At 27.9% G+C, this 14,716-nt stretch carries 14 protein-coding genes; 6 read left to right on the top strand and 8 right to left on the bottom strand.

Annotation, left to right across the window (positions count from 1 at the left end):
• Positions 1-41: 41 nt before the first annotated feature.
• The 5 genes from BMUR_RS00600 to BMUR_RS00580 all read right to left on the bottom strand — a co-directional run bounded on the left by BMUR_RS00600 (position 42) and on the right by BMUR_RS00580 (position 4,340).
• On the bottom strand, positions 42-1,019 hold the full coding sequence (locus BMUR_RS00600) for a FlgO family outer membrane protein (RefSeq protein ID WP_013112656.1): 978 nt from the start codon (positions 1,017-1,019) through the stop codon (positions 42-44).
• A gap of 14 nt (positions 1,020-1,033) precedes the next feature.
• Entirely contained in the window at positions 1,034-1,618 is a 585-nt protein-coding gene (locus tag BMUR_RS00595) for a hypothetical protein (protein WP_013112655.1), read from the bottom strand.
• Positions 1,619-1,633: 15 nt separating this feature from the next.
• The gene (locus BMUR_RS00590; RefSeq protein ID WP_013112654.1) at positions 1,634-2,641 is read right to left on the bottom strand and encodes an LPP20 family lipoprotein; all 1,008 of its coding nucleotides are present in this window, start codon (positions 2,639-2,641) and stop codon (positions 1,634-1,636) included.
• Positions 2,642-2,710: 69 nt separating this feature from the next.
• Complete coding sequence (locus BMUR_RS00585; RefSeq protein ID WP_013112653.1) at positions 2,711-3,058, bottom strand: hypothetical protein; 348 nt, start codon at positions 3,056-3,058, stop codon at positions 2,711-2,713.
• A gap of 361 nt (positions 3,059-3,419) precedes the next feature.
• Positions 3,420-4,340: a methylenetetrahydrofolate reductase gene (locus tag BMUR_RS00580; RefSeq protein ID WP_013112652.1), complete on the bottom strand. Its 921-nt coding sequence runs from the start codon at positions 4,338-4,340 to the stop codon at positions 3,420-3,422.
• A 125-nt stretch (positions 4,341-4,465) separates the two neighbouring features.
• Between BMUR_RS00580 and BMUR_RS00575 the strand changes: the two genes are divergently transcribed.
• From BMUR_RS00575 to BMUR_RS00550, 6 genes are all read left to right on the top strand, one after another.
• Positions 4,466-5,860, top strand: coding sequence for an MATE family efflux transporter (locus BMUR_RS00575; protein WP_013112651.1), 1,395 nt, complete (start codon positions 4,466-4,468; stop codon positions 5,858-5,860).
• Between the two features lie 104 nt (positions 5,861-5,964).
• Positions 5,965-6,504 (top strand): hypothetical protein, encoded by a 540-nt coding sequence (locus tag BMUR_RS00570; protein ID WP_013112650.1) that lies wholly within the window; start codon positions 5,965-5,967, stop codon positions 6,502-6,504.
• A gap of 10 nt (positions 6,505-6,514) precedes the next feature.
• Entirely contained in the window at positions 6,515-8,050 is a 1,536-nt protein-coding gene (locus tag BMUR_RS00565; RefSeq protein WP_013112649.1) for an NTP transferase domain-containing protein, read from the top strand.
• Entirely contained in the window at positions 8,025-9,155 is a 1,131-nt protein-coding gene (locus BMUR_RS00560; RefSeq protein WP_013112648.1) for a hypothetical protein, read from the top strand. Before BMUR_RS00565 ends, BMUR_RS00560 begins: the two co-directional genes overlap by 26 nt.
• A gap of 69 nt (positions 9,156-9,224) precedes the next feature.
• Positions 9,225-10,106 carry a DUF2225 domain-containing protein gene (locus BMUR_RS00555; protein WP_013112647.1) on the top strand — a complete coding sequence of 294 codons (882 nt, stop codon included), beginning with the start codon at positions 9,225-9,227 and terminating at the stop codon, positions 10,104-10,106.
• Positions 10,106-11,176 (top strand): LptF/LptG family permease, encoded by a 1,071-nt coding sequence (locus BMUR_RS00550; RefSeq protein WP_013112646.1) that lies wholly within the window; start codon positions 10,106-10,108, stop codon positions 11,174-11,176. The genes BMUR_RS00555 and BMUR_RS00550 overlap by 1 nt, the downstream gene beginning before the upstream one ends.
• A 5-nt stretch (positions 11,177-11,181) precedes the next feature.
• Here the strand turns inward: BMUR_RS00550 and BMUR_RS00545 are convergent, their stop codons facing one another.
• The 3 genes from BMUR_RS00545 to dxr form a co-directional block, all read right to left on the bottom strand.
• Entirely contained in the window at positions 11,182-11,619 is a 438-nt protein-coding gene (locus BMUR_RS00545) for a GNAT family N-acetyltransferase (RefSeq protein WP_013112645.1), read from the bottom strand.
• A gap of 72 nt (positions 11,620-11,691) precedes the next feature.
• The gene (locus BMUR_RS00540; RefSeq protein WP_013112644.1) at positions 11,692-13,428 is read right to left on the bottom strand and encodes a proline--tRNA ligase; all 1,737 of its coding nucleotides are present in this window, start codon (positions 13,426-13,428) and stop codon (positions 11,692-11,694) included.
• An 83-nt stretch (positions 13,429-13,511) separates the two neighbouring features.
• On the bottom strand, positions 13,512-14,666 hold the full coding sequence (dxr, locus tag BMUR_RS00535) for a 1-deoxy-D-xylulose-5-phosphate reductoisomerase (RefSeq protein WP_013112643.1): 1,155 nt from the start codon (positions 14,664-14,666) through the stop codon (positions 13,512-13,514).
• Between the last annotated feature and the right edge of the window lie 50 nt (positions 14,667-14,716).

Raw genomic sequence — 14,716 nt, 5'->3', positions numbered from 1 at the left:
TTTAAATAAATTTAGTCCTGTTTATTATTATTTTATATATTCTATTTAAATCTATATGCCATGGCAAATTCAATACCATAGTTTACAGTATTATTATAGTTTGGTGTAATAATAGGGTTAAAACTATAATATATACCTCTTTCTTCAAGTTTCTTTTTATAAGAATTTTGCATAGTAGATGCAACTATATCAGTTATAACTCCGCCTACAAACAATCCTATCCCTATTCCAAATACTGCTCTCATAGCAATTAAATCTGATTCAGGATAGAAACCGCTATAATCTTGATATGTAACACCATTTCCAACATTTACTGTAGCAGGTATTTTTGCTGCTGGCTTAGATACTAAGAAATACCCAAAATTATTACCCCAAGATGCATCTATAATAAATGGAATAGATGTTAAAACAATTCCTGTTATCCAAGAGCCTCTTCCTATCCATTTTGCTATATTGGCATTGTTATATCCGTTTTTATAACTATTTATTTGATAATCTGTTAATTGTTCATTTTGTAAATCTTTTTGTCTTTGTTCTTCCTGTACAGTTGGTATTTTTTTACCGCTAATTTTACTATCTATATCCCTTACTATATTTTCAATAGCAGCAGCAGTTTCCTGATTACCCAAATTTAAAGACGGCAAATATTCATTAGCAGTAGCTTTATATTGAGAAGTAGTTAAATCTATAATTCTAACATTTATAGCATATCCTGCCCCAGATTCTATTATACTGCCTGCTAATACATATCCTGCTAAATTTAATTTTGTAGCTATATCAGCATATTCTCTGTCTTTTATATTATCAAGTCCCTGCTCTCTTTTAATAGCCTCGCCTAAATCTTTACTTCTATAAACAAATTTATATCCTCTTCTATTTAGTTTTGAAGCAATTTCATTCATAAAAACCTTTCCTTGTTTTTCTGAAATATCACCTGTAAAAGGGAATAATGATATGTTTTCATTCTGTGCTAGTAAAGGTATATATAATATTAATAATACAAAAATAATTTTTTTCATAGCTATCTCCAATTTTATTGCTGAGCATTCATATATATGTTTTTTACATTTTCAATATTTTTTTCTAGCTTTTGTGCTATTTCTTCACCTATAGTTCCTGAAGATTTTTTTATAACACTAGATAAGGATCTATTGAAATTATCTTCATCTACTAAATATAATACATAATAAGTATATTTTTCATCTCCATTTGGGTATCTTTTTAACTGCCACCATTCTCCTTCTTTTTTAAAACCACTAAAAGTACTTGCTGATGCCTGCTGTATACTTTGTTCATGTTCTGTAAAATCTTGACCAGATTCTTCACTTGCAGATTGCAGCACTGCTTGGGTTAATGTTCTTGAATATTCAGCTGATAAAGTAGTAGAATTAATTTTTCTTTTTAAATAATTTAAATCTGTACCTGTTTCATTATAAGTAAATGGTACTTTTTTAGGATATAATGCATCCATCTTTGATACAGAAGTGATATACTGCATCCATTCCGGCTGTTTAACTCCTATCGAACTTCCCATATCTTCTATTGTAGTTACACCTGTTGCGGCACAACTAAATAAAATAGATGATATTAACATCATAATAAATAATTTTGTTTTCATTTTTTTTCTCCTAGTTTAATTTTTTATATATTGATTGAAAAATTCTAAAAATTTACTTTCAAATTGTTCATTTACTATTTTTGCAGCATTGTTTAAGATATATTTTTTAGCTTCACTTTCAGTATTTCCATATTCTTTACCTGTACTATTTTCATCAAAATTGAATGTATAGATTAAATCATCATTTTTATTTAATAAATCTATTTGAAACTGATAATATATCATTACTCCTCCTCCAGCAAAATCTGGAATTTCTCTTATATCATCAGTATCTATTCTTATTTTAAATTGATAGCTAGGGTTAGATTTATTTAATTTAAATCCTGACTTTGAAATTATTTTTTCTATATTTTGAGTCAATGCAGAATTATTATATTCTGTCATAAAATTAAATGTCATTTGTTTTAATATAGAATCTCTAAGTGCCGATATAGTTTGAACTTTATACTTAAGCTCTATATTATCCTCCCCCAGATACACTAACTGCTCATAATATATCTGATCTTTTTTTGCTAATATTAAAGCCATATCTGTTACTGAATATTTTTCTATAAGATCATCTGAATTATTATCAAGATATATTTTTATTGCTGCTTCATTGTCTTTAATTTTTGTTTTTAGTATTTTGATAGTTTTCTTTTTTTCCATTACAGCAATAACTCTGTATAAATCTTCATTTTTAGAATAATGTGCTTCTCTAAACTCTACTCCAAATAATTCATTATAGGATTTAAGCTGAGTATTTTCTTCATAAAAAGAATTATTATATACATTATTTTCTAATTGATTATATCTGTCTATAGAATTGATATCCAATTTTATTGAAGTTGAAAAAACTTTAGATAAATTTTCATAAGCATTAATTTGAGCATCTTTTAAAGTTTTACCCTCTCCAATAGCTGATAAATATTTATTATCATTATATTTAACTCCAGGATTTAAAGCCCAATCAGGTATGGATTGAGAATATAAAGATAATGTAATTAAAAAAAATAATATTAATTTATTGATTATTGATTTCATAGTTATATTTGTTATAAAGCAGGTATACTTTTTATGATAAGGAATATACCTGCTAATATTAAAAAATTATTAATATTGTTTTAATTCCCAAGTATTCAATCCAATACCAAATTTTGTACTTGAAACTATAACAACATCTTCTTCAGCCCTATCACTCCATCGTATATAACTTCGTCCATTAGAGTCTATTCTTATACGGCCTGTATATACCTCATAATTTACATCATTATCATATAATGTAATCTCAGCACTATTTCCTAATCCGGCACCGGTATTAGATATGTAAATATGAGAGTTTGGCATACCAGATGTTGTATATGTACCAGACACAAGTATAAGTTTTTGGGCTGGGGCTGCATAGATATAAGATGATATTAAACCTATGACTAATAAGCCCATAATAATATTTTTTTTCATAATATTTTCTCCTTTTATTGTATTTATTATTTTATTAATAATATTATGATAGCAATGATAAGTATACATATTAATTAGATATATAAATGATGAACTATTGTATTTTTGTATACATTTGTATAGACAATTTTTTTCTATGTTTTTTTGAAATTTATTTATTAGATATTTTAAATATACTTTTAATATTATTGAGTATAAATTTTTTTTATATGAATTATAAGGTATGTTTTTTAGATTAGCTGTGCTGTGCTGTGCTGTGTGAATAACACTAATGTATTAGAAAAATTAAAATTAATCATATTTTTATTGTAGAGTATGTAAAATAAAAAGTCAATATTATAAATACAAAAAATACATAAAGTTAAATACTTTTTAATAAACTAACAACAAAATCATAATTATTCATGCTCATTATATGCATTTTTTTATGTTTTTTAATCATACTGTTAAAAAGATTTGCTGATAATTCATATGCAACTTTTTTTTCTTCTTCTGGTGATTTATCGCTTGCCTCTTTTAGTTTATTAAGCCAATCTTCAGGTATATAAGCTCCCGGAAGTTTATAATATATGAAATATGCTGTTTTATATGTTAATACGGGGAAAAAACCCGGTATTAACATAGGCTTTTCTTTTAATGGTAGTTCATCTATCCATTTTAATAAAAGCTCTAATCTTTCAATTTCGTATATTGGCTGAGTAAATATTGCCTTAACTCCAGAGTTTGCTTTTTTAGCAAGCCTCACTTTTAAACTGTCATTATTTTTTGCATAACTGTTAATAACACAAAATGGATATATATGTTTTAATGGTTCTTTAAAAACAAACTCTCCTAAACTTTTACCCTTATTTAAATTTTTTATAATGTTTATTAATAAATTAGAATTTCCTTCAAATACAGCTTTTGCCTGTTTTTGATTCCCATTTGCAACAGCATCTCCAGTAACTGCAAGTATCATTCTCAAATCAAAATAATTAGCACCTATCAAATCATTTTGCAATGCTATTGAGTTTTTATCTCTCATAGTTTGAGTGGTTATAAAAGGTTTGTTATTATTTAATCTTTGCTTTAATTGTAAGGCTGCAAGTATTGAAGAAATTTTTAAATTAGCAAAAGGTGAATCTGTTACAACAAATGAATCTATATAATCTGATATATTTGAATTATTTATTTTTTCTTCTACATAGCCTAAATCATATTTAGCCTGAGGCGATATTTCTAATGTAAAAGTATATTCATTTTTGTTTTCTAATTTTTTTATAAAATTTTCTACATTATTCATATATTTTATCCTAACAATTATGTTTACTTATATCGTACTAGAAAAATTAAAAAAGTCAAACAAAAAAATCATATTGAAGTTATGAAAAAAAGTTATATACTATTAATATTATTTAAGGTGATAGTATGAAGTCAAATGATGAACATGAATTAAAAGAAACAGAAAGACAAAATAAAAAATACAAAGAATTAACAGAATCAAATATTGAAACTCTAGTTATAAAATTAGGCATACCTACTATTATTAGCATGCTAACTACATCGTTTTATAATATGGCAGATACTTTCTTTGTAAGTAAAATAAATACGCAGTCTACAGCAGCGGTTGGAATAGTGTTTTCTATGATGGCAATAATACAGGCTATAGGATTTTTCTTCGGTCATGGTTCTGGAAACTATATATCTATTAAACTTGGGGCGAAAGAAACAGAGGAAGCATCAAAAATGGCAGCAACTGGTTTTTTGTCTGCAATGATAGTAGGATTTATAATATTTATAATTGGTACAATTTTTATAAAGCCGTTAGCAACTATTTTAGGTTCAACAGAAACTATACTACCATATTCTATAAGCTATATGAGATATATACTTATGGGTGCTCCGTATATGACAGCATCTTTAGTTCTTAATAATCAATTAAGACTTCAGGGTAATGCTGTATTTGCTATGATAGGTTTAGTAACAGGGGCTGTTTTAAATATAATATTAGATCCTATTTTAATATTTCATTTTTCTATGGGAGTAAAAGGTGCTGCTATAGGCACTATAATAAGCCAGTTTGCAGGATTCTGTATACTTTTAGTTGGTACTAATGTATGGGGAACTTTGCCTATAAAATTAAAAGACTTCTCCCCTAGCCTTCAAAAATACAAGGCTATAGTTGTCGGAGGGCTTCCAAGTCTTTGCAGACAGAGTATATCAAGTTTTTCCACTGCTTTTTTGAATATAGCTTCTGCTCCGTTCGGAGATGCTGCAATAGCTGCTATGTCTATAGTTAATAGAGTTGCTATGTTTGCTAATTCAGCTATTATAGGTTTTGGACAAGGTTTTCAGCCAGTATGCGGATTCAATTATGGGGCTAAAAAATATGAGCGGGTTATAAAGGCATTTTATTTTTGTGTTAAAATATCAACTTTTGTACTTATTTTATTATCTATATTTATATTTATGAATTCAGCACAAATTGTACATATGTTTAATGATAAAGATGAGGCATTACTTGAAGTAGCATACAGAGCATTACATTATCAGGCATTGAGTCTTCCTTTATGGGGATTTATAACATTATCAAGTATGATGCTTCAGACAACTAGAAAAACAATAAGAGCTTCTATATTGGCAGTAGCGAAACAAGGAATATTCTTTATACCTATTATGTATGTATTTCCAAAAATATTTGGGCTTACTGGTATAGAAATAGCACAGCCTTTTGCAGATTTACTAACATTTTTACTCTCTATTCCTTTAGGTCTTAGCATTATAAGAGAGATGAAACAGGAGTTAAGTAGAAAAGCTATTTAGCAATTATTATTAATAGTGTCTTATTTTAAATAAAGTTAATTTAACATAATATATTTATGAAATTAATACTTGCAGTTTTCTATTATAGGTATATAATGTAGAATATGGAAATAAAAGATTCTACAAGAAGTGCTTTAGTAAGAAAGGGAAACGAGCTTTTTAATCAAAAAGATATAGAAGGTGCTTACAGATGTTATCTTACTGCCTCCTATTTCGGAGGTATAGAAAAAGTTGCTGATTATTATAATTTTGAAAAGAAAAATATAATAAAGGCTATGCAGCTATATAGACTTATCATTAAAGAAGATTCTAATTTGGGTGGTAATGTGAGGGCTAAACAAAAACTTGATAAGTTATGTGAATCTGTAGTTAAAGTATTAAGAAAATGGCTGAAAGAAGATGAAAGTTTTAATCAGGATAAGAATAAAGATAAATTGGAGTTAGATAGTAAAAATACTTTTCTTCCAAATGATTATAAAAAAAATAGTTTGGAAGATATTATGAAGGCTAAAGAGCAGCTGGATAATAAAGCAAGTATAGTAAATGATAAAAAAATATCTAATCCTCTTCCTTTAAATGTTAAAAAACCTGTATTTGAACAAATATATACAAATAAACAAAAAGCAAATGATAAGAAAAATTAGGAGTTGCTATATGGAAAAAAATGCAGTAGAAATAGAAAATGCTCTCTCTTCGCTATCATCAAAGTTTTCTAAAAATGATACTTTAGTGATAATATTAGCAGCCGGACATGGTAAAAGAATAAGAAGCTCAACATCTAAAATGCTTCATACCATATGGGGTGTGCCTAGTATAGAAAGAGTTAGACTTGCTGTTAGAAATGGTATGCCTAAAAGTAATATTACCATAGTAGTAGGTATAAAGGCACTAGATGTAGCTAATGCTGTTGGAAAGCAAACTAATACTAATTTTGCTTATCAGGAAGAACAAAGAGGTACAGGTCATGCCGTTAAGGTTGGTCTTGAAAAAAGTGATTTAAAAAATATAAAATACTGTTATGTTATATATGCTGATATGGGACTTATAGATTCTGATACTATGAAAGAATTTCATGAAGAGTTTTTAAAGTCTAAAACTGATATGATAGTTATGACTGCTATGTATGACGGACCTAAAGGAAGCAACTATTATGGAAGAATATTAAGAAGCAGAGGATTAACATATGACGGTAAAAAAAGTAAGTATAGACAAGGCTCTCAAGGAAATGTTATAGGCGTTATAGAGTATAAAGATGTGCTTGCAATGAAAGATGATGAAAAGCTCTATAAAATATACAAAGATGAAAAGTTTTCTTATGAAAAAGATGAACTGTTGGACAATTTTAATGAATATGTAGCTGGAATATACGGCTTTAAAATGAAGCCTTTAGAAGAGCTCATACAAAAATTAGAGGCTAACAATGCTCAAAATGAACTTTATCTTACAGATTTGATAGAGATGTTTGTTAATAATAATTTATCTATTTCTACATATATGCCTAAAGACAGCAGAGTTGTATTGGGTTTTAATGATAAAACTGTTCTTAAAGAAATGGAATCTATTGCAAGATCCAATGTATATAATAAATTAAAAAATATAATCACTATATATGATGGAGAGGATTTCTTTATAGATGATACTGTAGTAGAACAGATACTTGAAAGAGATAAAGATGAAAAACCTCTTGATATATATATAGGAAAGGGTGCTTATATAGGAAAGAATGTTACACTTAATTATGGTGTTACTATATCGCATGGTGCAAAAATAGAAGGAAATGTGCATCTTGGAGAAAATGCCTATATAGGAGATAATGCTCTTTTATCATGTTTAGATAATCAGAGGCTTATATTAGATGATAATGTAAAAATATATTCCGGCAATCAGATAAAAGGAAATGTGTATATAGGAAAAAATACCACATTAGAGAGAGGAGTTAATGTTACTGGAAGTGATAATCACCCTGTAAATATAGGTTCTAATGTACTTATTAAAGGTGTTAGTTATCTTTACGGCTCTATTGTTGATGATAACGCCTATATTGAACATTGTATATTTTACTACTCCCATATAAAAGCAGTTCTTGATGAAAAAGGCAATGTTATAAAATGCAGATTTATAAGACCTAAAGAAGAAGGAGTTGAATCTGTAAGTAAAATAGAAGATGGTAAAAAATCTAAAAAGAAGTAGTATATTAATTGCTGCACTTTTAATTTTTTTATATGCTGTTTTGAGTGCACAATATCAGAGAGAAATAAAAAAAGATGCACCTCCTATTACAGGGCATTATATAAGAATGAGCAGTTTCGAATCGCTTTCTACTTGGTCTATTGCTGCTTTAAGAGAAGAACCATACATCAGTGAATTATTTGCAGACGGTTATAATAATGTTCATTTTGCCTATTATGATAACCTGCTAAATACTGCTGTATATGTTACTGGAAAAGAAGGTAATTTTTCAAGAACTATACTAGATAATAATAGAGAATTAGGAAATTTAATAAGTATTGCTACAAATAACAGCCATATACATGTTTCATATAATAAAGCAAATAAAATATTATATGCTAATGATAACTCAGGAACATTTAACAATTATTTTATGGATTTGAGGCAAAATAGAAAAATTCTTGATTTAAAACTAGTTATGTCAGCATTCAACTACCCTACTTTATTTTTTGTTGATAATAGAGGAACTTTATCAGTATCAAGATTCTACAGAGATAATTTCTTTTCAGATTTTGTTTACACAAATAGAATAATCGATAATGTTTACCCTGCTGCTGAAAAAGACGGATATGCACTTTATATGCATGAATATGATACTGGAAATATATTTTATGGTTCAAGAAAAACAAATACATCATTTAGATTTTTTGATAACAGGGCTATAGTAACTAATGCTTCAATTTATTCTGTAAAACATGAAGAGCATAACAGATTTCATATAGTATATCTTTCAAAGGATAATAATAGAAATATAAATTATACGAGATTTTATGATGGTACATTTACTAATTTTACTATAGTCTCAGAAGATGCAGATATAATATCATTAGACTGTTCATTAGATTATGCATCACAAATAATGGTTTTATATACAAAAGAAGATGGAAATAAATATTTGTTTATTGATGGAAGAATAATAGATTTATCAGTTTTGGGTACAAGCAGCGGAAATGTTAGATTAATAGCGGCACAATACCCTTATTATTATTTGCTTTACTACAATAACATATTTGATGAACTTAGAATTACAAAGCTAAATATAAGTGATATTGAAAAATTAAAATAAGCCGATAATGAATTTGACGTTTTTATATTTTAAATGTTTATTAAAATAACTATAAAATTAGGATTTTTTATGAGTGATGAACAACCAAGAATATCGTTTATAGAGAAAAACCCGAGAACTTGCCCTGTATGTAATGGAGAATTTTATCATGAAATGCTTCTTACAGGAGGCGGAAGACTTATAGCTGGTAAATTAAGAGATGATTTAAGAAGAACTTATGAAAAAAGCAAAAAATATGGTACTGTTTACCCTTTAATATATGTAGTGGTAGTTTGTCCTAATTGTTTATATGCCGCTTTTCAGGAAGATTTTAATTTAATAGATAATAAGAAAAAAGATGAGGCTCTTGAAACATCAAAACAAAGAGAAAAATATATGAAAGAGTTTTTTGGTGATGATGTAGATTTCAAAAGAAATAGAACTCTTATAGAAGGTGCTGCTAGTTATTTTCTTGCAATAGACGGATATCATTATCATGGAAAAGATACAGCCCCTACACTTAAAAAGGCATTATGTTCTTTAAGGCTTAGTTGGACACTTGAAGATTTGGCGAATGTATATCCTAATGAAAATTATGACAGATTAATACCATTCTTTCAGTATAAAGCTAGTGAGTTATATTCATCGGCAATAGAGTGCATGCAAAACGGTAAAGAAAATTTTGAAAAAATAAAATCATTCGGTCCTGATATAGATAATAATTTCGGATATGAAGGTATGTTATATATGGGAGCTTTACTTGGTATGGATGCTGCTAAGTTTATACCAGATCCTAAAGTTAAAGCAGAAACATTAGTGCAGGCTAAAAGAAAAATAAGCAAAGTATTCGGTTCAGGTAAAAGCAGTAAATCAAAACCTTCAGCTCTTCTTGAAAAAATAAAAGAGCTTCATGTTGCTATTACTGAGGAATTAAATGAACTTCATGAACAATATGGTATAGATGTAAATTAATGAAAAAATTAAATGCGTATTTATTAAAAGAGTTCCTATCTTTTTTCTTTGGTTCTTTACTATTATTTGTTGTCTTGGTTACAATAGCAGATTTAAGCAGCAGGCTATCTTTTTATACAGAACACCCGGAACTTATCAATTATTTTATTACTTACCATTTAGCTAGGGCACCGCATAATACATATTATATATTTCCAGTGGCTTTAATGTTTGCATCTACTTATGTACTTGGAACTTTTGTGAAAAATAAAGAAATGCTTGCTATAGAAAACTCTGGAATTAGTTTATTTAAATTTTCAATGCCTATGTTTGTTATAGTTATAATGCTATGTTTAATTCTAGTGTTTTTTTGGCAGTTCGTAGCAGCACCTTTAAATAAAGTATCTTTTGCGGCAAATGATGCTATGCGTGGTAATAAACAGGCATCTAAAAGCGGACCTTGGCAGCTTTTTGGAGGAAATAATTATCTCTATTTTATAGATACCTATTTTTATCAAGAACAATATATGACTAACACTATTTTATTAAAAATGAATGATGACGGCGGAATAAAATTCAGAATATCAAGTCCATATATACAATGGAATAATGATGATAAAAAATGGTATGTTAAAAATGGGATATTAACAACTTTTTCTGAGAATAAAGAAATAGAGGTTAAAGAAATAAATAATTATCCTTTAGATGTTTTGGAGCGTCCTGAACATTTTTATGGAAGACCGCTTTTAGACTCTATGAGTTTAACAGAAGAAGCACATATAATAAAGCTGCAAAAGGAAGTAAATATGAATACTTCAAGATTAGAAACAGATTTGCATTATAGAATATCGTATTGTTTTTCTGGCTTTATTATTGTATTATTAGCTTCCTTATTTTCCAAATTTTCTACTCAAAGTGTATTGGTTGTAAGTTTGGTAATGGTTATAATAGTTGCTTTATTGTATTATTCTATACTTATGATATTCAGGTCTATGGGTGAAGCTGGAAATATGAATCCTTTTATTGCTGCTTGGATGCCTAATATTATATTTGCAATACTTTGTATATTAGCATTTAAGAAATTCCATTAATATATTTATATTAATTTTTCCATTATAATAGCATCAAATTTATTATTATAGTATTTTTTTCTTACAGCTATTTTTTTAAATCCGTTTTTTATATAAAAGTTTTTAGCTATTATATTATTTTCATGCAAATCTAGTTTGATACTATTTACATTATTAGTCTTTGCATCATCAAATAGATATAATAATAATTTTTTACCATATCCCTTACTATTTGGATAAACTGATATAAATATTATATCTATTTCTGGGGTAAGCAAGAAATAAATTAAAAAACCTTTTATTTCATCATCATCTTTAATAATTATAACATTATGATATTCATCTTCTATATACTGTTTCAAATTATTTTCTGATAAATTAATATATTCACTTTTTGAAGATATAAAAAGAATCGAATTAATTATATTATTATCAATATCATTTACAACTTCTATATTTTCCATAAATTTATTTTTAAAATTAAAAAATGAATAAGAAATATAATTTTATACTCTTATTCATTTTATAAATTTATATTATAATTTAGAGTTTATTTCATTAAATAGTTCTTCTTTTTTGGCTTTTACATATTCAACTATTTCATCTGCTTTTACTTCAATACTTTCAGATGAACTTCTAAGTTTGAACTCAACTACTCCCCTCTGAAGAGATTTCTTACCAACCATTATTCTCATAGGAATACCTATTAAATCGCAGTCATTAAGTTTTACTCCTAGTCTTTCTTTTCTGTCGTCAAACATAGTTTCAACTTTTAAAGCATTAAGTGCATTGTAAATCTCTTCTGCTTTTTTAAATGACTCTTCCCCCTCTTTATCAATAGCTACAACTATAGCCTCATAAGGAGCAACACTTATAGGAAATATTATACCTTTATCATCATAATTTTGTTCAATAACAGAAGCCAAAGCTCTATTAACACCTATTCCATAACAGCCCATTATAGGAGTTATCTCTTTATTATTTTCATCTAATACTTTAAAATTAAAAGCTTGAGTATATTTATCCCCTAGTTTAAAAATATGTCCTAACTCTAAACCTTTTTTCTGATATAAAGTCTCTCCGCACTCTGGACATTTATCGCCTTCTTTTGCAGTTCTGAAATCACCCCATACATCAATATTAAAGTCTCTTTGTACATTAACATTTTTTATATGAGTATCATCTTTATTGCCTCCGACTATTGCATCAGCTACAGATTTTATAGAGTTATCAGCAAATATTCTTATTTTCTTTTTTAATCCTATAGGAGAAGCAAAACCAACTCTAGCTCCTGTAACTTCTTTTACAGTATCCTCATCGGCAAGTTCTATATCAAGTCCTCCTAATGCATTAGAAAGTTTGGTTTCATTAATTTCTAAATCACCTCTAATAGCTGCTAATATAACTTCTCCTTCTTCTGTTTTATAAATTATACTTTTAATGAAATTTTTTGAAGATGTATTAAAAAACTTTTCCAAGTCATTTATAGTTTTTATATCTGGAGTATTTACTTCTTCTAATGGTTTATCAGTGTAAGATTTTACTTCTTCATCTTTTTTTACATTGGCTTTTTCTACATTTGCTCTGTAATCGCATTTAGAACAGAAAATTATAGTCTCTTCCCCTACTTCGCTTAGTACCATAAACTCTTCGCTTCCTTCTCCGCCCATAGCACCGCTGTCTGCTTTTACACTTACAGTATCAAGCCCCATTCTTTTAAAAATTTTAGTGTAGGCTCTGCTCATATCATTGTAAGTCTTATCGAGACATTCTTTGGTTATATGAAATGAATAAGCATCTTTCATTGTAAATTCTTTAGAGCGTATAACTCCAAATCTTGGTCTTATCTCATCTCTGAATTTTGTATGTATTTGATATAAAGTTAAAGGCAAATCTTTGTATGACTGTATTTCATTCTGTGCTGTTATAGTGAAAGCCTCTTCATGAGTAGGTCCCATAGCCATATCAACATCGTTTCTGTCTTTTAATCTGAATAATTCTTTCTTAAATCTTTCCCATCTTCCGGAAGGTGTTAATAATTCTTTAGAAACCAGTATGGGCATTATGCATTCATTAGAACCTATAGCGTCCATTTCCTCACGTATGATATTAGATATTTTACTTAATACTCTCACCCCTAATGGCAGGTAAGAATAAAGTCCGTTTGATATTTTTCTAGCAAGTGCCGCTCTAATCATTAATTTGTTTGAGGCTATTATTGCATCGCTTGGTGCTTCTTTTAATGTAGGCATAAATAGTTTCGATAAACGCATAATATTTCCTTAAAATATTTTTTAATAATGATATATTATAAAATTAAAATTATCAACTATAAATAATAGTTTTAGTTATTTACTTATTTAGTCATGGAATCTATTATCCATCTAGTCTCTTTTCTTATTTCACTGTCCATATTGATAATATTATCTATAGTTAATGGTATATTTATTTTTCTACTGCATACCTTTGAAACAATATCAAATATATCAGTAAAACCAATTCTTTTTTCTAAAAATGAATAAACACATATCTCATTTGCAGCATTAAGTACGCATGGATAAAGTCCGCCTTTCTTACCGCATTCATAGGCTAGTTTAAGCATAACAAATTTATCAAAATCCATTTTATAAAAATTAAGCTCAGTATGTTCATATAATTTTAACTTTTCAAATGGTGTATTTCTTATTTCTGGATAAGTAAGTGCATGCTGTATAGGAAGACACATGTCATTTTTACCTATTTGAGCATATATTTCCCCATCAACAAACTCTGCCATAGAATGTATTAAACTCTGCGGGTGAATAATAGTTTCTATCTTATCATAATCCAAATTAAATAAATGATGTGCCTCTATCACTTCAAAGCCCTTATTCATCATAGTGGCACTGTCTATAGTAATTTTACTTCCCATTGACCAAGTTGGATGCTTTAATGCCATCTCTACAGTAACATTTTTTAACTCTTCTTTAGGTGTTCTAAAAAAAGGACCTCCTGAAGCTGTTATTATTACTTTTGATAATGCATCTTTGCCAAAATGATTTAATATTTGAAATATAGCAGAATGCTCACTGTCTATAGGTATTAATTTAGCATTATTCTGTTTTAATAGTTCATTTATAATATCTCCGCCTACTACCAAAGTCTCTTTATTTGCCAAAGCGACAGTTTTTCCTTTCTTTATAGCCTCTACTGTAGGAAGAAATCCGGCATATCCAGTTAAGGCATTTACTAATATATCAAAATCAGTATGTTTTACAAAATCAGCAATGCTTCCGTCAAAAATATTTATACTTTCTGCACAGTCATAATCTTTAAAAATATTTGCCGCACTCTTATCAGATATATTTACAGTCTTGGGATTAAACTCAGTACATAAAGTTCTAAGGATATCTATTTTACTATTTGCTGACATTCCCACTATTTCAAAATCACTGCTGAAGTTTCTAACAACATTACAAGTATTAGTACCTATAGAGCCAGTAGCTCCTAACAAAAGAATTCTTTTTTTCATTTTACAACTCTATTAAAAAATTATATTATTTTATTAGTATTTATACAGTA

It is taken from the genome of Brachyspira murdochii DSM 12563 (assembly GCF_000092845.1).
GTDB lineage: Bacteria > Spirochaetota > Brachyspiria > Brachyspirales > Brachyspiraceae > Brachyspira > Brachyspira murdochii.
The sequence above is the reverse complement of the archived record's forward strand: the minus strand, read 5'-3'. Positions and strand labels throughout refer to the sequence as shown.